Source organism: Brevundimonas sp., from assembly GCF_016463295.1.
Taxonomy (GTDB): Bacteria; Pseudomonadota; Alphaproteobacteria; order Caulobacterales; family Caulobacteraceae; genus Brevundimonas.
This window is the reverse complement of the sequence record NZ_JAEMRO010000036.1, coordinates 1-20,947: the sequence shown is the minus strand read 5'-3', so window position 1 is coordinate 20,947 and position 20,947 is coordinate 1. Positions and strand designations below refer to the sequence as shown.

Annotated in this window: 20 protein-coding genes; 12 read left to right on the top strand and 8 right to left on the bottom strand. The window is 66.5% G+C overall.

The window, feature by feature from the left end; all coding sequences use genetic code 11:
• Positions 1-157 precede the first annotated feature (157 nt).
• The gene (locus JHC81_RS08990) at positions 158-1,600 is read left to right on the top strand and encodes an aldehyde dehydrogenase family protein (protein WP_292173547.1); all 1,443 of its coding nucleotides are present in this window, start codon (positions 158-160) and stop codon (positions 1,598-1,600) included.
• A gap of 3 nt (positions 1,601-1,603) precedes the next feature.
• Here the strand turns inward: JHC81_RS08990 and JHC81_RS08985 are convergent, their stop codons facing one another.
• From JHC81_RS08985 to JHC81_RS08965, 5 genes are all read right to left on the bottom strand, one after another.
• Positions 1,604-2,050: an MAPEG family protein gene (locus JHC81_RS08985; RefSeq protein ID WP_292173545.1), complete on the bottom strand. Its 447-nt coding sequence runs from the start codon at positions 2,048-2,050 to the stop codon at positions 1,604-1,606.
• A 14-nt stretch (positions 2,051-2,064) separates the two neighbouring features.
• Complete coding sequence (ileS, locus tag JHC81_RS08980; RefSeq protein ID WP_292173543.1) at positions 2,065-4,995, bottom strand: isoleucine--tRNA ligase; 2,931 nt, start codon at positions 4,993-4,995, stop codon at positions 2,065-2,067.
• A 166-nt stretch (positions 4,996-5,161) separates the two neighbouring features.
• Positions 5,162-6,097, bottom strand: coding sequence for a bifunctional riboflavin kinase/FAD synthetase (locus JHC81_RS08975; protein WP_292173549.1), 936 nt, complete (start codon positions 6,095-6,097; stop codon positions 5,162-5,164).
• The gene (locus JHC81_RS08970) at positions 6,097-6,558 is read right to left on the bottom strand and encodes a MaoC family dehydratase (RefSeq protein ID WP_292173540.1); all 462 of its coding nucleotides are present in this window, start codon (positions 6,556-6,558) and stop codon (positions 6,097-6,099) included. Before JHC81_RS08970 ends, JHC81_RS08975 begins: the two co-directional genes overlap by 1 nt.
• 29 nt (positions 6,559-6,587) lie before the next feature.
• Entirely contained in the window at positions 6,588-7,457 is an 870-nt protein-coding gene (locus JHC81_RS08965) for a TIGR01459 family HAD-type hydrolase (protein ID WP_292173538.1), read from the bottom strand.
• A 160-nt stretch (positions 7,458-7,617) separates the two neighbouring features.
• Here JHC81_RS08965 and JHC81_RS08960 point away from each other — a divergent pair, with 160 nt between their 5' ends.
• On the top strand, positions 7,618-7,830 hold the full coding sequence (locus JHC81_RS08960) for a DUF3126 family protein (protein WP_292173537.1): 213 nt from the start codon (positions 7,618-7,620) through the stop codon (positions 7,828-7,830).
• A gap of 77 nt (positions 7,831-7,907) precedes the next feature.
• On the opposite strand, the gene JHC81_RS08955 is transcribed toward JHC81_RS08960, so the two are convergent.
• Positions 7,908-8,585, bottom strand: a complete 678-nt coding sequence (locus JHC81_RS08955; RefSeq protein WP_292173535.1) for a hypothetical protein — start codon at positions 8,583-8,585, stop codon at positions 7,908-7,910.
• A gap of 93 nt (positions 8,586-8,678) precedes the next feature.
• Here JHC81_RS08955 and JHC81_RS08950 point away from each other — a divergent pair, with 93 nt between their 5' ends.
• From JHC81_RS08950 to JHC81_RS08940, 3 genes are all read left to right on the top strand, one after another.
• On the top strand, positions 8,679-9,551 hold the full coding sequence (locus tag JHC81_RS08950; RefSeq protein ID WP_292173533.1) for a 50S ribosomal protein L11 methyltransferase: 873 nt from the start codon (positions 8,679-8,681) through the stop codon (positions 9,549-9,551).
• Positions 9,552-9,560: 9 nt separating this feature from the next.
• A complete protein-coding gene (locus JHC81_RS08945; protein ID WP_292173531.1) occupies positions 9,561-11,387 on the top strand; it encodes an aminopeptidase P family protein in 1,827 nt (608 codons plus the stop codon).
• Between the two features lie 72 nt (positions 11,388-11,459).
• Entirely contained in the window at positions 11,460-12,449 is a 990-nt protein-coding gene (locus JHC81_RS08940; protein ID WP_292173530.1) for an aldo/keto reductase, read from the top strand.
• Between the two features lie 234 nt (positions 12,450-12,683).
• Here the strand turns inward: JHC81_RS08940 and mdoH are convergent, their stop codons facing one another.
• On the bottom strand, positions 12,684-14,591 hold the full coding sequence (gene mdoH, locus JHC81_RS08935; RefSeq protein ID WP_292173528.1) for a glucans biosynthesis glucosyltransferase MdoH: 1,908 nt from the start codon (positions 14,589-14,591) through the stop codon (positions 12,684-12,686).
• A 143-nt stretch (positions 14,592-14,734) separates the two neighbouring features.
• Entirely contained in the window at positions 14,735-16,522 is a 1,788-nt protein-coding gene (locus JHC81_RS08930) for an acyltransferase family protein (RefSeq protein ID WP_292173526.1), read from the bottom strand.
• 108 nt (positions 16,523-16,630) lie between these two features.
• Between JHC81_RS08930 and JHC81_RS08925 the strand changes: the two genes are divergently transcribed.
• From JHC81_RS08925 to JHC81_RS08895, 7 genes are all read left to right on the top strand, one after another.
• Positions 16,631-17,764 carry a Re/Si-specific NAD(P)(+) transhydrogenase subunit alpha gene (locus JHC81_RS08925; RefSeq protein WP_292173523.1) on the top strand — a complete coding sequence of 378 codons (1,134 nt, stop codon included), beginning with the start codon at positions 16,631-16,633 and terminating at the stop codon, positions 17,762-17,764.
• A gap of 241 nt (positions 17,765-18,005) precedes the next feature.
• A complete protein-coding gene (locus JHC81_RS08920; RefSeq protein ID WP_292173520.1) occupies positions 18,006-18,266 on the top strand; it encodes a hypothetical protein in 261 nt (86 codons plus the stop codon).
• A 2-nt stretch (positions 18,267-18,268) separates the two neighbouring features.
• Entirely contained in the window at positions 18,269-18,604 is a 336-nt protein-coding gene (locus tag JHC81_RS08915; protein ID WP_292173518.1) for an NAD(P) transhydrogenase subunit alpha, read from the top strand.
• Positions 18,601-18,888 carry a hypothetical protein gene (locus JHC81_RS08910; protein WP_292173516.1) on the top strand — a complete coding sequence of 96 codons (288 nt, stop codon included), beginning with the start codon at positions 18,601-18,603 and terminating at the stop codon, positions 18,886-18,888. Before JHC81_RS08915 ends, JHC81_RS08910 begins: the two co-directional genes overlap by 4 nt.
• Positions 18,888-19,190 carry a nucleotidyltransferase domain-containing protein gene (locus JHC81_RS08905; protein ID WP_292173514.1) on the top strand — a complete coding sequence of 101 codons (303 nt, stop codon included), beginning with the start codon at positions 18,888-18,890 and terminating at the stop codon, positions 19,188-19,190. Before JHC81_RS08910 ends, JHC81_RS08905 begins: the two co-directional genes overlap by 1 nt.
• Positions 19,187-19,537 carry a HepT-like ribonuclease domain-containing protein gene (locus JHC81_RS08900; protein ID WP_292173510.1) on the top strand — a complete coding sequence of 117 codons (351 nt, stop codon included), beginning with the start codon at positions 19,187-19,189 and terminating at the stop codon, positions 19,535-19,537. The genes JHC81_RS08905 and JHC81_RS08900 overlap by 4 nt, the downstream gene beginning before the upstream one ends.
• On the top strand, positions 19,534-20,947 hold a 1,414-nt coding region (locus tag JHC81_RS08895), incomplete at its 3' end, for an NAD(P)(+) transhydrogenase (Re/Si-specific) subunit beta (protein ID WP_292173508.1). The genes JHC81_RS08900 and JHC81_RS08895, both read left to right, overlap by 4 nt.

Sequence of the window (20,947 nt, the reverse complement as noted above, 5' to 3'; positions counted from 1 at the left end):
TCGTCAGGCTCATAACCTGAAGGTCGCAGGTTCAAATCCTGCTCCCGCACCCAACCAATCTCAAAGCCCCGCATGGCTCGCCAGCGGGGCTTTTTGCTGTTCTGGACATGGTCTCAAGGGCATTTCTCGACCCTCCGATCTCGGCTAGATCATCGCCATGACAGACATTCTGCCGCTCTCCCACTGGATCGATGGCCGAAAGGTCGAGGCGCAAAGGCCCGCAGAGGGGCTGAACCCGTCCGATACGCGCGAGGTCGTGGCGCGGACGCCCGACGGCGGCGTCGCCGAGGTGGGTGCGGCGGTGGATGCCGCGCGCCGGGCCTTTCCGGCCTGGGCCGAGGCGTCACCCGAGGTCCGCTCCGATGTGCTGGACCGCGCGGGTACGCTGCTGATGGAGCGCCGCGAGAGCGTAGGGCGGCTGCTCTCGCGTGAGGAGGGCAAGACCCTGGCCGAAGGAATCGGTGAGACGGCACGGGCGGCGCGGATCCTGAAGTATTTCGCGGGCGAGGCCCTGCGTCTGCACGGCCAGAACCTCGCCTCGGTGCGGCCGGGGGTAGAGGTCCAGACCTGGCGGCAGCCGGTCGGGGTGTTCGGCCTGATCACGCCGTGGAACTTCCCCATCGCCATTCCTGCGTGGAAGGCGGCACCCGCCCTGGCGTTCGGCAATACGGTGGTGATGAAGGCGGCGGGTCCGACGCCAGCGACGGCCGAGGCTCTGGTCGCCATCCTGCACGAGGCGGGTCTGCCCGATGGCGTGCTGAACCTTGTCATCGGGCGCGGCGGCGTGGGGCAGGCGATCGTCGATCACCCGGAAGTGGACGGGATCAGCTTCACGGGCTCGCAGGGCGTGGGAGCCGGGGTCGCCGTGGGGGCGGCCAAGCGGCAGGCGCGCGTCCAGCTGGAGATGGGCGGCAAGAATCCGCTGATCGTGCTGGACGACGCTGATCTGGACCGGGCCGTGGCCGTGGCACTGGACGGCTGCTTCTATGCGACGGGTCAGCGGTGCACGGCGTCCAGCCGCCTGATCGTGCAGGACGGCATTCACGACCGCTTCGTGGCGGCGCTGTCGGAGAAGGTGGCGGCGCTGAAGGTCGGCCATGCGCTCGATCCCGCGACCAACATCGGCCCGGCGGTCAGCGAGGCGCAGATGGAGACGTCCTATCGCTATATCGACATTGCGACCGGTGAAGGCGGTCGCGTGGCCCAGGGTGGGCGGCGTCTGACCCTGGAGACGCCGGGCTGGTACGTCGATCCGACCCTGATCGTCGAGACGACAGCGGATATGCGGATCAATACCGAAGAGGTGTTCGGCCCAGTGGCCTCGGTAATCCGGGTCAGCGACTACGAACAGGCGCTGGAGATCGCCAACGGCGTCGAGTTCGGCCTGTCGGCGGGCATCGTCACGACCTCGCTGAAGCATGCACGGGATTTCCAGCGACGGGCCAAGGCGGGGATGGTCATGGTCAATCTGCCGACGGCGGGTGTGGACTATCATGTGCCGTTCGGCGGGACGAAGAAGTCCAGCTATGGCCCGCGCGAGCAGGGCTTTGCGGCGGCGGATTTCTTCACCCAGACGAAGACTGGGTACAGTTGGAGCTGAGGCCTAAAGGCTGAGCACAACGACCCAAGCCGCGTGCGCCATCAGCCAGAGGATGGCCATGAAGTTGAGGGTGAAGACCTGACCGCGCAGGGCGACATTGTCGCCGGTGCACTGAACCGCGCTGTGGATCACTCGCGCGATCAGAAACAGCCAGGCGGCGGCGACGTCGAGCATATTGATCTGTCCGGTCAGGATCAGCAGACCGAGGCCGATCCAGGCGAACACCGGGGCCTCGAACTGATTGGCCAGATTGCGCTGGATGCGGGCGGACAGACGCGGGTCGCCGTCGGCACGCGCGAAGTCGGCCTTGGTGGCCTGTCCCCGTTTGACGACGATCAGCCGTGTCCAGGTCAGGACAACGTAGAGGCCGACGATCAGGCCGAAATGCAGAACCATCGGAACCAGGGCCCAGGCGGCGAGCGCCGTCAGAGCCGGTTCCGATGTCTGCATGCCGATCATGGATGTCAGGCTCGCGCCGCGTTCCAGGCCCTGACGGCATCCGCATCACGGGCGCTGAGATCGGGGTAGCCGGGGTCGGAACCGACGTCAGGGACGCGCCGCCAGGAGCGGGCGCATTTGGGATACTCGGCCAGTGCGACAGTAACTTCGATGGCATCGCCCGGAACCAAGGTGGCTCCAGAGGTGCGGAAGACTTCAGCGGGATCGAGGTCTCGGAAGGCATTGATCACGTCGTTCGGGCTTGTGACGGACGGCCACGCATCAAGCGCGCCACCGATAATCTTCTGCCGCCGGGCCTCCTCCAAGGCATCGTTGACGACTTCCAAGACAGTTTGAACGTAGCCCCAGCGTGATGCTTCTTCGACGTTTTCCCACGCCCCCGGCGTCTCCGGGATCACCCGCGCGCAGTTCGAGCCGCTGTCCGGGAACCTTGTCCCCCAGGCCTCTTCCATCGTGAAGGGTGTCAGCGGGGCGAGCCAGGCCGTCAGGCGCATGAAGACTTCGTCCATCACCGTGCGGGCCGCCCGCCTGCGGACCGCATCGGGACGGTCACAGTAGAGGCTGTCCTTGCGGATGTCGAAATACAGGGCCGACAGGTCGCCGGAGCAGAACTCCAGCACCGGGCGAACCACGTCCTGGAACCGGTATTCGGCATAGGCCTGACGCACCTGGCCATCCAGTTCGTGCAGGCGATGCAGGATGAACTTCTCCAGCGGCGGCATCTGGGAGTAATCGGTCAGGCGCTCGGCCTCGTCGAAGCCGTCCAGCGCGCCCAGCAGATAGCGGACGGTGTTCCTCAGCTTGCGATAGGCGTCGACCGTGGTTTGCAGGATCTGCTTTCCGATCCGCTGGTCTTCGGCATAGTCGACCAGGGCGACCCAAAGGCGCAGGATGTCGGCACCGCTCTCCTTGATGACGACGGCCGGATCCGTGGTGTTGCCCCTGGACTTGGACATCTTCTCCCCGTTCTCGTCCTGGGTGAAGCCGTGGGTCAGGACGGCCTCATAGGGGGCGCGGCCACGGGTGCCGGAGCCTTCGAGAAGGTTGGACTGGAACCAGCCGCGGTGCTGATCCGAGCCTTCCAGATACAGGTTCGCCGGCCAGTGCGAGGGGCGGTCGCCGGTATAGCCATGGGCCGGGTCGCGGGCCTCCAACGTGAAGGCGTGGGTGCAGCCGCTGTCGAACCAGACATCCAGGATGTCTGTGATCTTCTCGTAGCGCGACGGGTCGTGCGCCCCCAGGAAGTCGGCGTCGGGCCGGTCGAACCAGGCGTCGGCCCCGCCCTCGGCGATGGCCTTCAGGATGCGGGCATCGACCTCTGAATCGTGCAGCGGATGACCCGTATGCTTGTCGACATACATGGCCAGGGGCGTGCCCCAGGCGCGCTGGCGGCTGATCAGCCAGTCGGGGCGACCCTCGACCATGGTGCGGATGCGGTTCTTGCCCGTCGCCGGATGGAAGGCTGTGGTGTCGATGGCGTTCAGGGCTGTCTCGCGCAGAGTGTCGCCGGACTTCAGGGGTTGATCCATACGGATGAACCATTGCGGCGTGTTGCGGAAGATGATCGGCGCCTTGGAGCGCCAGCTGTGCGGATAGGAATGCTCTAGCCGCCCGCGCGCCAGAAGCGTGCCCGCCTCGATCAGCTTCTCCATCACGGCGGGGTTGGCCGAGCCGAACTTGCCGGTCTTCTTGCCCTCGGTCTCCAGCACCTTCAGGCCCGCGAACAAGGGGACGTGTGGATAGTAGGCCCCGTCCGGATCGACCGTATCCGGCACCTCCTTGTGGCCGTGCGCCTTCCAGACGTCGTAGTCGTCCGCCCCGTGGCCGGGCGCAGTGTGAACAAAGCCGGTGCCAGCGTCGTCGGTGACGTGGTCGCCTGACAGAAGAGGTACGGAGAAGCCGTAGCCGCTGTCCAGCGCCGCCAATGGATGGGCGCACTCCAGACCCGACGGATCGATGTCATAGACGCGGGTCCAGGTCGCGATCTTCGCCGCCCTGAAGACGTCCTCGGCCAGTTTGTCGGCGATGATGAAGCGGTCGCCCGGCGTGGCCCAGGGCTCGAACTCCAGCCCGGTCTCCAGGGCCGTGACCTCGTACAGGCCATAGGCGATGTCGGGGCCGTAGCTGATCGCCCGGTTGGCCGGGATGGTCCAGGGCGTGGTGGTCCAGATCACGACCGACGGCGTCTGGGTGCGGAAGGCCAGCAGGTCGTCCGGATGGCTGTCCGACGTGCCGACGACCGGGAACTTCACCCAGATCGTGGGGCTGACGTGGTCGTGGTATTCGATCTCGGCCTCGGCCAGGGCCGTGCGCTCGACCGGCGACCACATGACGGGCTTGGAGCCGCGATACAGCTGGCCGGAGTTCTTGAACTTGTGGAACTCGGCGACGATGGCGGCCTCGGTCGTGAAATCCATGGTCGCATACCGGTTGTCCCAGTCGCCCAGTATGCCCAGGCGCTTGAACTGGTCGCGCTGCACGTCGATCCAGCCGGCGGCGTAGTCGCGGCAGGCGGCGCGGAACTCGGCCTTGGACACCTCGTCCTTGCGACGGCCCTTGGCGCGATACTGTTCCTCAATTTTCCATTCGATCGGCAGGCCGTGGCAGTCCCAGCCGGGGACAAAATCGACGTCCTTGCCCAGCAGGAACTGGCTGCGGACCACGAAGTCCTTCAGCGTCTTGTTCAGGGCGTGGCCGATGTGGATGTCGCCATTGGCATAGGGCGGGCCGTCGTGAAGGACGTACAGGGGCGCCCCCTGGGCCTGGCGCGTCCTGCGCAGGGTCGCATACAGATCGCCCCACTGCTCCAGGATCAGCGGTTCTTTCTGCGGCAAACCTCCGCGCATGGGGAAGGGCGTCTCGGGCAGAAAGACGGTCTCGCGATAGTCGCGGCCCGTCGCGGCGTCGGTAGGGGTGTCGGGTGTGGCGTCGGCCATGTCAGTCGTCCAGGCGTATCTTTGGGTGATCGTTCGCGGTGATGTTTCGATCCCGGCGAGCATGGGGCGAGGGCCCTGCGATGCTACGCCGGGCGGCTAATCGAAATCGGGCGAAACAGGCGGACGGTCATGATGGGATCGGTCTAGCAGGGCGGTACGCACGAGGCTAGGCGGACAGTACCGCCCGCGCGGCCGCAGCGTCAGCGTCGATCTGGGCCTTGAGGCCATCAAGGCTGTCGAAATTCATCTCGCCGCGCAGCAGGGCGACCAGTTCGGTCTCGATGATCTGGCCATAAAGGTCGCCTGCAAAGTCCAGCAGCCAGACCTCCAGCAGCGGCTCCTCGATCTCGAACATGGGGCGGATGCCCAGGTTGGCGACACCGTCGATAACGCGGCCATCCGCCAGGTGCGTGCGCGTGGCATAGACGCCGTAGGCCGGGCGCATATAGTCGCCGAGGCGCACATTGGCGGTCGGCACGCCGATGGTGCGACCGCGCTTTTCGCCGTGCACGACCTCGCCCTGGATGGCGAAGGGGCGGCCCAGGATGGCGGCGGCGCGGGCCATGTCGCCGGCCTTCAGCGCCTCGCGCACGGCAGACGACGACAGCTTCAGCCCGTCCGGATCGTCGAGGCGATCGATGACGCTGACGGTGAAGCCCAGCTGTTCGCCATGGCGGCGCAGACCCTCGGGCGAACCCCTGCGGCCCTTGCCATAGGTGAAGTCGAAGCCGACGGCGGCGTGGCGGATGCCTAATCCCAGCGAAAGAATTTCGGTGGCGAATTGCGCGTCCGTCATAGCGGCCATGTCGGCGTCGAACGGCAGCAGATACAGACGCTCGACACCCAGAGGAGCGAGAGCCCGAACCATCTGGTCGGTGTTCATCAGGCGGAAGGGAGCAGCCTCGGGCTGAAACCAGCGGCGGGGATGGGGGGCGAAGCTGACGACGGCGAGGGGGGCAGCCAAACTGTCCGCAGCCTGACGCGCGGCGGCGATGACGGCCTGATGTCCGCGATGAACGCCGTCGAAGGCTCCGATGGCGACGGCGGCTCCGCGCAGATCCTCGGGCAGGTCGCGCCAGTCTGTGACGACCTGGACCAAGATCAGCCCTTGCCGGGTCGCCGACGGCGGGGGACGCGGACCACGGCGATGCCGTCCATGATCAGCCTGTCCTCGACAAAGCCCTCGCAATTCAGCTCGACCCGCGCCGTCTCCGGATCGACCGACAGAACCGTGATGCGGATCAGGACCGTGTCGCCGATCCGCACCGGATAGTGGAACTGAAGCGTCTGGGACACATAGATGGATCCGGCCCCCGGCAGGATGGTCCCGACCACGGCCGACCCGAACGACGCCGACAGCAGACCGTGGGCGATGCGCCCGCGATAGGCGGTCTTGGAGGCAAAGGCCTCGTCCAGATGCACCGGGTTGAAGTCGTCCGACGCCTCGGCGAACAGCTGGATGCGCTGCTCGGTGACGGGGATGACCTTCTCGGCGGCCATGCCGACGTGCAACTCGTCCAGGATGTAACCGCCAGAGGCGTGTGTCGTGACCAGATCAACCATGGACGGGCCTTAGCGTGAATTGTCGCATGTCACCACGTCAGATCGAGCATGGCATAGCGCGCATGGGTGGTCTCGGCCTTCAGCAAATCGGCGGCGCGGGACGGATCGATCCGGCCGTCGTGGCCACGCGCGGCATCGCCGTGGATGCCTTGAGCGATGAAGAGGCAATCCAGCGCCTGACGGTCGGCCCCCAGAACGTCGGTTACCACGCCGTCGCCGATGCACAGCACGCGCGAGCGGTCGACCGCGCGACCGAGCAGGGCTTCAGCCTCCTTCAGCGCCAGGCCATAGATGGGCGCAAACGGCTTGCCGGCCATGGTCACGCGACCGCCCAGTGCCTCGTACAGATCGGCCAACGCCCCGCCGCAATAGATCAGCTTGTCGCCACGCTGGACCACGCGGTCCGGATTGGCGCAGATCAGCTCCAGATCGCGCGCGACGCCTTCGGCCAGCCGCTCGCGATAGTCCTCGGGCGTCTCGACGTTGTCATCGACGGGCCCGGTGACGGAGATGAAGGCGGCGTCGGCGGCCCCCTCGGCGGTGGTCAGACCCAGGCCGTCGTACAGGGGCCAGTCGCGATCGGGACCGATGATCCAGACCGGGCCAGGTGCTCTTTTCGACAGCTCCGCCCGGGTCGCATCGCCGGAGGTGACGAAGGCTTTCCACGCCTCGCGCGGCACGCCCAGACCATCGAGCTGGGCCACGACATCGTGTGCGGGGCGGGGCGAGTTGGAGATCAGCACCACCGCCCCGTGATCACGATTGAACCGGATCAGAGCCTCGCAGGCCTCGTGCCAGCTTTCGCGCCCGTTATGGATCACGCCCCAGACGTCGCAGAGCAGGATGTCATAGTCCCCGGCGATTTCGCCGAGGCCGGAAGGCGCATGGGGCAGGGTCATGAGCGGCTGATAGCCGGTTCCGGGAGTGGGGAGAAGATGGGACGGCTCAGGCCTGCTCGCGGCCATCGACGTGGCGGGGGCACAGGCTGTGTGATCAAGGCTTCCCCTTCCGGCCTCGGCCCTCTAGGTTCCGCGCCAACGATTTGAGACGAGGTCCACCATGAACACCGCCGACATGAAGCGCGTCGAGACGCACCTGAAGCGCACCTTCAACACGGGCGGCATCATCCTGAAGCCGCGCGGCAAGCCCAATGACTCCTGCGAGGTCTATGTCGGCGACGAGTTCATCGGCGTCGTCTTCGAGGACGAGGACGAGGCCGGCAGCTTCATGTTCGAGATGGCGATCCTGGCCGAGGACCTGCCCGCCGACTGATTGGCTCTCTCTGAAGATAGGCATGAAAAAGCGCCGGTGGAGCGATCCACCGGCGCTTCTTCAATTCGGACCGTGGGCTATTTCTTGCCGAAGATCATGTCACCCAGCTTGGCGAAGAAGCCTTTTTCCTCGGTCTTTGTCGCGGTCGGGGCCAGCGAGGGTGCGGCGGCTGCAGCGGGCTTGGGTGCCGGTGCCGGCGTCGGTGCTGGAGCTGGCGTGGCGGCGGCTACCGGAGCAGCGGCAGGCGCGGTCGTCGCCTTGGGAGCCACGGCAGGAGCGGGCTTCGGCGCTGCGGCGGGCTTGGCGGCGGCGGCAGGCTTGGCCGTCGATGCCGGCTTGGGCGCGGCCTTGGCGGCGGACTTTGCAGCCGGGGCCTTGGTGGCCGGTTTCGCAGCGGGTTTGGGCGCGGCGGCCTTGGCGGGCGCGACGGTCTTGGTGGCGGGCTTGGCGGCCGGCGCCTTGACCGCAGCCGGCTTGGCCGCCGTCGTCCTGGCGGGAGCGGCTTTCGCAGCCGGGGCCTTGGTGGCAGGCTTGGCCGCGGCGACCTTGGGAGCGGTCGCCTTGGCCGCGAGCTTGGCTGCGGCTTTTGCAGCGACAGGGGCCTTGGCGGCAGGCTTGGCGGTGGCCGTCTTGGTCGCGGGTTTCGGCGCGGCGGCCTTTACGGCACTCGACTTTGCGGCCGCTTTAGGCTTGGAAGCGGCGGTCGTCGCCGGTTTCGGTTTTGCCGTGCTCGGCGTAGACGGTGATTTAGCCATGAATTCCCCGACCCCTCGGTGCGATTGATTGATGCTGGCGCGAGAGAGCACGCCAGCGCGTGTCCCGAGTCGTCATGATAGCGGTGTTTTTGAATGTCATACAGCCCAGTTCAGATTATCGCCCGCGGGCCTCGCCTGGTGGCCGAAACGGCCGCCGAAGCGCTGGATGCCGACATCGCTCTGGAAGGCGCGACCTATTCCATTCTGGAGGAGGACGAGGACCGTGACGTCTGGCGGATCGACGGCTATCCGACGACCCGCGAAGAGGCGGACGGCATGGAGGCGCGTCTGCGTGCGCACGACGGTCTGACCGTCGAGGTCGAGGTCCTGGCCGACGCCGACTGGCTGGCCATGTCGCTGTCGGGCCTGCCGCCGGTCGAGGCCGGACGGTTCTTCGTCTATGGCGCGCACGATCAGGGCAAGGTGCCGGAGGGGCGCGTGAACCTGAAGATCGATGCGGGCGCGGCGTTCGGCACGGGCCACCACGGCACGACGGTGGGTTGCCTGGAGGCGTTCGACCGGCTGCTGGAGACCGAACGGTTCGACAGGGTGCTGGATGTCGGTTGCGGCACCGGCGTGCTGGCCATTGCGGCGGCGCGGACGGGGTCGCCCATTGCGGTCGGCACCGACATCGACGAGCCCTCGGCCCGGATCGCCAACGAGAATGCCGCGATCAATGACGCCCAATGCGACTTCTACTTCGCCAGCGGCCTGAATGATGAGCGGATCGCCCAGCACCTGCCGTACGATCTGGTCTTCGCCAACATCCTGGCCGCGCCGTTGGTGGAACTGGCCCCCGACATCGCCGCGGCGCTGAAGCCGGGCGGGGTGGCCATCCTGTCGGGCCTGTTACGGACGCAGGAGGAGCGGGTGCTGGACGCCTATCGCCCGCTGGGCTTCGTCGTCGAACAGACCATCCATCACGATGCCTGGAGCGCGCTGCAACTGCGCAAGGCCGAGGCTTAAGGAACCGAGATGCGCCAGACCTTCGACGAAACGACCGATCCGTCCTTTGGGGCAAAACACCTGCCGCTGCTGCGGGCGGAGATGAAGAAGCAGGGGCTCGACGGCCTGCTGGTGCTACATGAGGATGAGCATCAGAACGAATATCTGCCCGACGCCAACGAGCGGCTGGCCTGGGTCAGCGGCTTCACCGGTTCGGCCGGGGCCGGTGTCGTGCTGATGGACCGGGCCGCGGTCTTCGTCGACGGCCGCTATACGGTGCAGGTCAAGGCTCAGACGGACGAGGCACTGTTCGAACGGGTCGAGTTGCACAAGCTGACGACGTGGCTGGAAGGCGTTCCGGCGGGGTCGGTGATCGGCTACGACCCGCGCCTGCATAGCCCCGATGCGCTCTCGACCCTGCGGGCGGCGGTGGAGAAGGCCGGCGCGACGCTGAAGCCCGTCGAGGCAAATCCGATCGATCTGGCCTGGGGTGCCGATCGCCCCGCACAGCCGCAGGCCCCGGTGGTGCCGCATGACGATCGCTATTCCGGTGAAAGCGCCGCATCGAAGCGCGCGCGGATCGGTCAGGCGATCGCGGCGAAGGGCGCGAACGTTGCGGTGCTGACGTCGCCATCGTCGCTGGCCTGGCTGTTCAACATTCGCGGTGGCGACGTGATCCGCACGCCTCTGCCGCTCGGACAGGCGGTGGTGAAGGCCGACGGCACCGCCAGCGTCTTCCTCGATCCGGCCAAGGTCACGAATGAACTGCCCGGCTGGCTGGGTGATGCGGTGGCGTTGGAGTCACACGACGCTTTGCCCGCCGCTCTGGATGCGCTGTCCGGCCAGAAGGTGCTGATCGATCCGGCGGTGACCTCGGCCTGGTATTTCGATCGGCTGGAGGCGGCGGGAGCCACCATCGTGCGCGGCATGGACCCCTGCGCCCTGCCGCGGGCCCAGAAGAATGCCGTGGAGATCGAGGGCAGCCGTCAGGCCCATATCCGCGACGGCGCGGCCCTGACGCGGTTCCTGCACTGGGTCGATACGAAGGCCCAGGTCGAACTGCCGGACGAGCGCGGCGTCGTCGAGGCGCTGGAGGGCTTCCGCGAGGCGACGGGTATGCTGAAAGACCTGTCCTTCGACACCATCGCGGGTGTCGGCGGCAACGGGGCCCTGCCGCACTACAAGCCGGTGGGGGCCAAGATCCGGAAGATGGAGCAGGGCAGCCTGCTGCTGGTCGACGGCGGAGGGCAATATCTGGACGGCACCACCGACGTGACCCGCACCATGGCGATTGGAGAGGGCACGGCGGACCAGCGACGGATGTACACCCTGGTGCTGAAGGCGCACATCGCCATGGCCGTCATCCGCTTTCCCACCGGGACGACGGGGCACCAGCTGGACGCCATCGCGCGCCAGCCGCTCTGGAACGCCGGCTTCGACTACGACCACGGCACCGGCCACGGCGTCGGCTCCTATCTGGGGGTGCACGAGGGCCCGCAGCGCATAGCGACGGCGTTCAACAGCCAGCCCCTGCTGACCGGCATGATCCTGTCCAACGAGCCGGGTTACTATCGCGAAGGTCACTGGGGCATCCGGATCGAGACGTTGCAGGTCGTGACGGCACCAGAGCCGATCCCAGGCGGCGAACGGCCCATGCATGGCTTCGAGCAACTGACTCTCGCCCCGCTGGATCGCAGGCTGATCGACATGGCGCTGCTGACGGTGGAGGAGCGCGCCTATGTCGATGCCTATCACGCCGAAGTGCTGGCCAAGGTCGGGCCGCTGCTGGCGGAGGGCGTGCAGAGGGACGAGGCGGCGCTGGCCTGGCTGAAGGGGCAGTGCGCGCCCTTGCACTGATCCGGGGTGGTAATCATCTGAGATGGCGCTGACGAAGCTGTCGTCGGTCCCATCACATCAGGAGAGCACCCCATGAGAACCCGCACACTGGGCCGGAGCGGCCCCGAGGTCTCGGCCATCGGACTGGGGTGTATGGGGATGGCGGCCTTCTATGGCCAGGCGTCGGACGAGGCGCAGTCGACGTCGGTGATCCACCGGGCGCTGGACCTGGGCATCACTCTATTCGACACGGCCGAAATGTACGGGCCGCACACCAATGAGATCCAGGTCGGCAAGGCGCTGGCGGATCGCCGTGACAATGCCTTCGTCGCGACCAAGTTCGGCATCGGCTACAATGCGGAGCGCACGGCGCTGACGGTCGATGGGTCGCCCGCCAATGTTCGCCGCGCGATCGAGGGCAGCCTGAAGCGGCTGAACATGGATCACGTCGATCTGTACTATCTGCACCGCGTCGATCCGAACACGCCGATCGAGGAGACGGTCGGTGCGATGGGCGAACTGGTGACGGAGGGCAAGGTCCGCTTCCTGGGGCTGTCCGAGGCGGCACCCGAGACGATCCGCAAGGCCCACGCGACCCACCCGATCACTGCCCTGCAGACCGAATATTCGCTGTGGAGCCGCGAGCCGGAGGACGAGATTCTGGCCACGGTGGACGAGCTGAGCATCGGCTTCGTGCCCTACAGCCCGCTGGGGCGCGGCTTCCTGTCCGGCGAGATCAAGTCGATCGACGATCTGGCCGCCGACGACTTCCGGCGCACCAACCCGCGCTTCATGGGCGAGAACTTCCAGAAGAACCTGAACCTGGTCACCGCCGTCGGCGCGATCGCGGCGGACAAGGGCGTCACGGCGGCGCAACTGGCCCTGGCCTGGGTGCTGGCGCAAGGCGAGCATCTGGTGCCGATCCCCGGCACGCGCCGGATCTCGACGCTGGAAGACAATGCGGCGGCGGCGGATATCGTGCTGACGGCGGAAGACCTGGCGCGGATCGAGGCGGTGTTTCCCAAGGACGCGGTGGCGGGGGATCGCTATGCGCCCGCCGGTCGGGCGGCCCTGAACCGATAGGCAATCGGGACAGAAAGGGAGGCTGGCGCAGGCCGTCGCACGGGGTCTGCGGCCCGGCCGGTGATCCGTGTCCGGAGACACCGCGCACCGTGAAGGCCGGGCCGCGTCCCGCCTTCTGAAAGCCGGATCAGCGTATCAGCGGGCCGGGCCTGCGCCAGACGCAAGCGCGCAACTTATGCTGCGATGCAGCATAATATCGACCCGTGTTGCGCCAATGCTGCGGTTTGGATGCGCTTAAGCGACGGCGGCCGTGCGGACCGGCACCAGGTGCGGGACGCTGGGAATGGTGCTGACGCTGACGCCCGCTTCGTCCGGGATGGCCAGATAGCCAGCCTTGGCCGCGGCATCGCCCAGGCGACGGCGCGAGGTGAGGACCACCAGGGGGGCGGCGAACAGCAGGGGCAGGACGACCGGGGCGAACCAGACGATCATGTCGGGACGCACCACCAGACCGGCGCAGAACATCAGGCCGGTCGCCATTTGCCAGCGCATGGACTTGAAGGCGGCGGACCAGCTGACGCCGTCGGTGTCGCGATCCTGGGTTTGCCAGCCGGCGTCGTGGCCGAGCGCGATCTGGATGATGGCCTTGGTCGAGGCGACCATCATGATCGGGGCGATCAGGGCGGACAGCAGGATCTCCAGCGCCATGCCCTTGACGATCTGGCGGGCCCCGCCGAAGGCGCGGCGTTCGCGCGGGCGGCTGAGGACCAGCAGGGCCCCCATGACCTTGGGCCCGATCAGCAGGACGCCGGACAGCAGGGTCGCCAGCATGAAGGGCGTGAACTGCGGGTTCAGCATGTAACCGAAGGACGCCCAGTCGATCGGATACTGCATCTGGATGATCATTCCGGCGACCAGCGACGCCAGCCACAGGGGCGACGAGAAATAGGCCATGAAGCCCATGACCATCTGGGTGCGGCTCATCAGGCTGAGGCTGCGGGTCTTCAGCAGGCCCAGGTGCTGCATATTGCCCTGGCACCAGCGGTGATCGCGGCGGATGAAGTCCAGCATGGTCGAGGGCGTTTCCTCGCAGCTTCCGTCCAGGGCGGCGGTGACGTGCACGGCCCAGCCCCCACGACGCAGCAGGGCAGCCTCGACCGTATCATGGCTCAGGATCGCGCCGCCGAACGGCTCGCGGCCCGGCAGGACGGGCAGGTGGGCGCAGGACGCAAAGGCTTCGGTGCACAGGATGGCGTTGTGGCCCCAGTAGCTGGCCTCGGCGCCCGCCCACCAGGCCAGGCCGGCGGCGGCAACGCGGCCGTACAGGCGCACGCTGAACTGCGACACGCGCGCGAACAGGGTCTGGCCCTTGATGATGGTCGGGGTGGTCTGCAGCAGGCCGATGCCGGGGTTGCGCTCCATGCAGTCGACCATGCGCAGGATGGTCTCGCCCGCCATGGTGCTGTCGGCGTCGAGCACCAGCATGAAGGGATAGGCCCCGCCGAAACGGTGCGTCCATTCGGCGATGTTGCCGCATTTGCGCTCGATGTTCTTTTCGCGACGGCGATAGAAGACCCGGCTGTGGGCGTGGGCCCGGAAGCCCAGATAGGCCTGATGCTCCTGATCGGCGGCCTCGGCCTTGGTCGAATCGCTCAGAACGAAGATGTCGAAGGCCTCGGACACGCCCAGACGGGCCAGGGAGTTGTCGATGACGGCCAGACGCGCGAAGGCGGCGCGGGCGTCTTCGTTATACAGCGGCATCAGCAGGGCCGTGCGCTGCGTCGGCTCCGGCGGATGGGGGCGGAACTTCAGGTCTTCCTGCTCGCGGCCGGTCAGCAGCACCCAGAAGCCGATGGCGGCGCTGGAGAACCAGCAGGCGATGGCGGTGATCAGCACCAGGAACAGGCCCAGGGCCGCGATCTCAAGCGCATCGAAGCCATGACGGGCATACAGGGCCACGGGCGCAATGGCGGCCAGGGCGGTCACGATGACGGTCAGGGCGGTCAGGATCAGGCGACGACGGCCGATCGAGACGGGCGAGGTGGCGGGGGCGGCACGCTTGACGAAGGCATCGCGGCTGTCCAGCGACTGGCGCGGCATGGTCATCGGCGCTTCTTCGGGCAGCCACGTCCAGGCGGGCCGCATGGACTCGGTGTCCAGCGAGGCATTGGCGGCGTCGATCCGTGTCGCGAGCAAAGTCATTCGGTGCGGGCCTTTGATCCTGAAACCGGTCGGGAAACCGGGCGGGATTGCTGCATTGCAGCACACCGGCAATGTCGATCACTTTCACGCGATTTTCAATCACGGAATGGTGATATGCCCAAAAATTATGGAACCGGACCGCTTTAGGGCGCGAGATCGTCCGGACTGTGGCGATCGGCGTGCGTCTTCAGCCGCCTTTCCAGGGCGAAGGCGGCGATCCCGACCCATCCGACCAGGATGATCGCATAGGCTCGCTCCCACCAGCCGACATTGGCTGGATTGACCGTGCCGGGCAGGATCATGTGGTGGGTAAAGACCGTCAGGATGGCCATCGCCACGAAGGTCACGAACAGAAACACCTTCAGCCGCCGCAGATCGACATGGCTCCACAGGCCCCACAGCAGCAGCAGGGGCGCGATCTGGATGCCAAGGCCGAGGTTGATCGCCATGTGCCGCGGATCCGGCCAGGGATAGAGGCTGGATACCGCCAGACCGATGCCGGCCAGGATGAAGACCACGGCTGTCAGCGAGGCGACGATCCATCGCTCCGTCAGGCCGTGAATGGCCAGGCCGAACCCCACGCCCGCCGCCATGCACATCAGGCCCGCGATGAAGACCCCGCCGTTGAAGATCAGGGGCATGGGGGCCGACGCCCCGCCCAGTTCGCTGAGATATTGCCGCGCGTGATCGAAGCCCGGATAGGTCGCGACCCCGATCAGCACCGCGACCAGTGCCAGCAGCGGGGCGGCCACGCCGACGATCAGCAGGCGGCGACGGCGGGCATAGCGCGGCCGAACGACCGTGTCGGGTAGGGGCTTCAACCCCCACAGCGGCCGGATCAGGGGGATGCGTTTGACGATCTCATAGATCAACAAGCTGACGCCGAAGGTGATCCCCACCAGGGCGGCCGCCTCCAGCGGGGCGGGCAGGTTGGCCGGCCGGATGAACCAGACGGCCACGACCAAGACCGTTTGATGCGCGAGGTAAAGCGTGAAGGTGGCGTCCACGAGATAGCGCAGGGCCGGTCCCGAGGCCTGTCTCAGATAGCGGCTGCCATAGCCCAGGATGGCGGCGATCACGGCCCACTGGTCGATGCCGAAGATGATGGCGCGTGGAATGCCGAACCAGGTCGCGCCGCCGGGATGGGCCGCCTGCGCCATCATGATCGGCAGGGCGATCAGGGCGATGATGGCGGCGGTACGCCGGTGTCGCTCCAGCCCGGCCCACAGCTCTTCGTGCCGCACCATCAGGAAGCCGAACAGAAAGGCCCCCAGCGACAGGAAATGGTTGTAGCCGTCCCAGCTCAGCCGGTTGGTGATGCCGAACAGCGGAAACAGGACGATGCGGATGACGATCAGATAGGCGATCGGCACGACCAGCACCCGCCACCCCGCCGTGGCCCGCGCCAGCCAGTCTTCCAGCCGCGCCATCAGAACCGGACGCGTCATCAGGGCGACGGCCACAAGGCTGTAGACCGCGATATAGACGATGAACCACAGGTGGTTGACCGGCACGCCGTTCGACAGGCCCGTCGGCCCGAACTCATGCACCAGCCAGTCGATGAAGGTGCCGTCGAAACCGCCTTTGTCGATGGCCTCGATCCACGACTGGATAGGCACCAGCACCAGGGTGCCGAAGATCAGCGGCGGGATCAGCCGCTCGGCCCGGTCCCTGAGGGTGCGTCCGGGTGTCCGCCGCGCCGCCATCAGCCGCAGCGCCGCCCCCGAGACGAGGAACAGCAGCGTCAACCGCCAGGGGTTGGTGATCAGCACCGCCTCATGCAGCCAGCCGAAGGTATGGGCGCTGTGCACGTGCCAGTCGTAGGGGGCATAGACCAGCGCCACATGATAAAGGATCAGCAGGCCGAACGCCGCCACCCGGATCCAGTCCAGATCGTTTCGACGCGTGCTGAGGGCGGGGGTCTGGCTCACGCGGCGTCTATGGTCGAGCGGGTGGTTTCTGTCCATGCGACAACGCTTTGACGCGCCGCGCCGGAACGGCCTAACGTCGGTTCAACGAGACTGGACGGAGGGATTCGCGTGGGCCTGACCATCGCCGTGACCCGCGAGCGCCGCGAAGGCGAAACGCGTTGTGCCGTCACCCCTGACACGGTCAAGGCCCTGATCAAGCTGGGCGCGGCCGTTATGGTCGAGGCCGGGACGGGCACGGGCTCGCACATCCCCGATGCCGACTATGCCGCCGCGGGCGCGACCGTCGCCGCCGACACCCGCAGCACGCTGGAGGGGGCCGACATCGTCCTGAAGGTGCGCGGCCCGACGGCCCAGGAAACCAGCGCGCTGAAACCCGGCGCCATCGTCGTGGCCATGCTGGATGCCTATCGCGAGAAGGAGACGGTCCAGGCCCTGTCCGGCGCCAACGTCACCGCCTTCGCCATGGAGTTCGTGCCACGCATCACCCGGGCCCAGGTCATGGACGTGCTGTCGTCCCAGGCCAATCTGGCGGGCTATCGCGCCGTGATCGAGGCGGCGGCTGCCTTCGGCAAGGGTTTCCCCATGATGATGACGGCGGCGGGCACCGTTGCGCCTGCCAAGGTCTTCGTGATGGGCGTGGGCGTCGCAGGGCTCCAGGCCATCGCCACGGCCCGGCGTCTGGGGGCTGTCGTCACCGCCACCGACGTGCGCCCCGCCACCAAGGAACAGGTCGAGAGCCTCGGGGCCAAATTCCTCGCCGTCGAGGACGAGGAGTTCAAAAACGCCCAGACGGCCGGTGGCTATGCCAAGCCCATGTCGCCGGAATATCAGGCCAAACAGGCGGTCCTGACCGGCGAACACATCAAGAAGCAGGACATCGTCATCACCACGGCCCTGATCCCCGGCCGCGCCGCGCCCGTGCTGGTCACCGCCGATCAGGTGGCGACGATGAAGCCCGGCTCGGTCATCGTCGACCTGGCCATCGAGAACGGCGGCAATGTCGAGGGCGGTCGGCTGAACGAGGTCGTCACCACCGCGAACGGCGTCCAGATCGTCGGCCACGCCAACCTGCCGGGCCGGATCGCGGCGGATGCCTCGGCGCTCTACGCGCGCAACCTGTCGGCTTTCGTCGGATTGCTGATCAAGGACGGTGCCCTGGCGCTGGATCTGGAGGACGAAATCCTCAAGGCAGCGGTGGTCACCCATGGCGGGGCCGTGGTGCATGAGGGGGTGAAGGGATGAAATCTGTTTCGCACCCCTCTCCCGGCGGGAGAGGGCTTGAGCCTCCGGGAGCGCAGCGATCGGCAAGGCGAAAGGGTGAGGGCTTAAGGCGTCATTCGGCCTCAGCCGTGGCACGATCGGCGCGACGGCTTGCGCCGACAAACAGACCCGACCCTCATCCGTCCGCTTCGCGGCCACCTTCTCCCAATGGGAGAAGAAAATCACGAGCCGGCTTTTTCCTAGAACCGAACGGGGTCACGACATGAGAAGTACAGCCTTCACTTTGGGAATGCTGAGTCTGTTCGCGAGCGTGATTGCTGTTTTGGCCGGGTTAGCGATTGCCTACGAAAACGGAGATGGCTTGTTGTTCTTCGCCGGAGCAGCAGTTGGCCTTGGTTTGGGTCTTATTGGCAGCATCGTACTTATGCTGGTTCGTATCGATGAGCGTCTGGAAGAGACTGCAAAGCAGCAAGCTAAGGACCGAGCGGCGACAGCACAGCGAGAAGCAGAAGGGAGTTTCTAGAATTGGAACACGTCGATCCCACCATCTTCCGCCTGGCCATCTTCGTGCTGGCAATCTTCGTCGGCTACTATGTCGTCTGGTCGGTGACGCCGGCGCTGCACACGCCCTTGATGGCGGTGACCAATGCCATTTCCAGCGTGATCGTGGTCGGCGGCCTGATCGCGGCGGCGGCGCTCAGCGGTGACGCGGGCCCCAACGGCTGGATCGCCAAGGGGGCGGGCGTCGCGGCGGTAACCCTGGCCAGCGTCAACATCTTCGGCGGCTTCATGGTCACGCGGCGCATGCTGGCCATGTACCGCAAGAAAGAGAAACCTAAGGTCGAGGCCAAATCCGCGTGACCACGGACATCGTCCCCTTCGCGGTCGGCGCGTCCTGGGCCGCCTCGGCGATCGGGGTGGCCCTGTGGCTGTGGAGCTGGTTCGGAGCCCGTGACGCCATCGCCAAGGTCCGGTTCCTGGACTGCGGCATGGTGCTGTTGTTCTCGTCGGTCCTGCTGCGCATCGTGGCGCAGGACAAGCCGATGGGGGTGTTCGACTGGGCGATGGTGCTGCTGGGCCCGCTGTTCATCGCGGCGGGGCTGTGGCGGCTGGGTCGGACGGCGTGTCCGCCCGGAGGACGCTGATGGACCGGCCGCAGACCCTTCTGGATCAGGTGCTGGATGCCCTGCGCGCGCATCAGGCAGACGCGCGCAAGATTGGTGTCGAGCTTGTCGGTGTCGTGGGATCGGTCGCACGCGGAGAGGCCGGTCCGGCCAGTGACATCGACGTCGTCTATGACGTGACCGGCAAGGGGCACCTGTGGCCCTTGATGGGTCTGGTTGCGGATATCGAAGACGCCCTGGGCCGCCGCATCGACCTCGTCGATCGCGAGATGATGCCTGCGGATCGATGGGAGTGGATGGCCAGGGATCTGGTGCGCCTATGACCACTCTGGCCCTGCGTGACCGGTTGAACGATATCGTATCGTATGGCTCCGAAGCTATCGAGGCCGTGGGCAACCTGTCCGCAGACCAAATCCTTGCCGAGCGTTTCCGCGAGCACACCGTGCTGCGAACCGTTCAGATCGTCGGTGAAGCAGCGGCTCAGCTGATCAAGCTCGACCCCGCCATGTCCGAGCGCATTCCGGACCTGCGACGGGCGATCCAGCTGAGAAACGTGCTCGTGCACGGTTACACAAAGATACGGATGGACGAGATCGTTCTGATCGTCCGCACCGACATGCCCGGCCTCGTCTCTCGTGCGGCTGATATTCTGGGGGAACAAGACACATGAACGCATCGCTGGCCGCACTGGCCTATCTGGTCGCCGGGGTCCTGTTCATCCTGTCCTTGCGCGGGCTGTCCAGTCCCGAGACTAGCCGTCAGGGCAATACCTTCGGCATGGTGGGCATGGCCCTGGCCGTGGGCGTGACCCTGCTGACCCTGTGGTGGACGCATACGCTGGATCCGCTGACGCTGGCCCTGATCGCGGGTGGCGTCATCGTGGGCGGCGGGGCAGGGGCCTTCATCGCCGCCAAGGTCAAGATGACCGACATGCCGCAACTGGTCGCCGCCTTCCACAGCCTGGTGGGTCTGGCCGCCTGTCTGGTCGCGGTGGGCGCCGTCTATGCGCCCGAAAGCTTTGGCATCGCGACCGAAGCCGGGGGCATCAAGACCCTGTCGATCATCGAACTGAGCCTCGGCGTCGCCATCGGGGCCATCACCTTCACCGGCTCGGTCATCGCCTTCGCCAAGCTGGACGGGCGGATGAGCGGCGCGCCCATCATCCTGCCGGCGCGGCACATGATCAACATCGGCCTGGCCCTGGCTCTGGTCTTCCTGATCGGTATCCTGATCGGAACGGGCGGCACCGCGGTCTGGGCCTTCTGGGGCGTGTTCCTGATTGCCCTCATTCTGGGCGCGACCCTGATCATCCCCATCGGGGGTGCGGACATGCCGGTGGTGGTGTCGATGCTGAACTCCTATTCCGGCTGGGCGGCGGCAGCCCTGGGCTTCACGCTGGAGAACATCGCCCTGATCATCACCGGGGCCCTGGTCGGCTCGTCGGGTGCGATCCTGAGCTACATCATGTGCAAGGGCATGAACCGCAGCTTCATCTCGGTCATCCTGGGCGGTTTCGGCGGCGACGCCGGCCCGGCCGGCGAGGCCCGCGTCGAGACCCGCCCCGTCAAGCAGGGCAGCGCCGACGACGCCGCCTTCATCATGAAGAACGCGTCCAAGGTCATCATCGTCCCCGGCTACGGCATGGCTGTGGCCCAGGCCCAGCACGCCCTGCGCGAGATGGCCGACAAGCTGAAGGAGGAAGGCGTCGAGGTGAAATACGCCATCCACCCCGTCGCCGGCCGCATGCCAGGCCACATGAACGTCCTGCTGGCCGAGGCCAATGTCCCCTATGACGAGGTTTTCGAGCTGGAAGACATCAACTCCGAGTTCGCCAACTGCGACGTCGCCTTCGTCATCGGTGCCAACGACGTCACCAACCCCGCCGCCAAGACCGACCCGACGTCCGCCATCTACGGCATGCCCATCCTCGACGTCGAAAAGGCAGGCACCGTCCTGTTCATCAAGCGCGGCATGGGCAGTGGCTATGCGGGCGTCGAGAACGAACTCTTCTTCCGCGACAACACCATGATGCTGTTCGCCGACGCCAAGAAGATGGTCGAGGGGATCGTGAAGGGGCTTT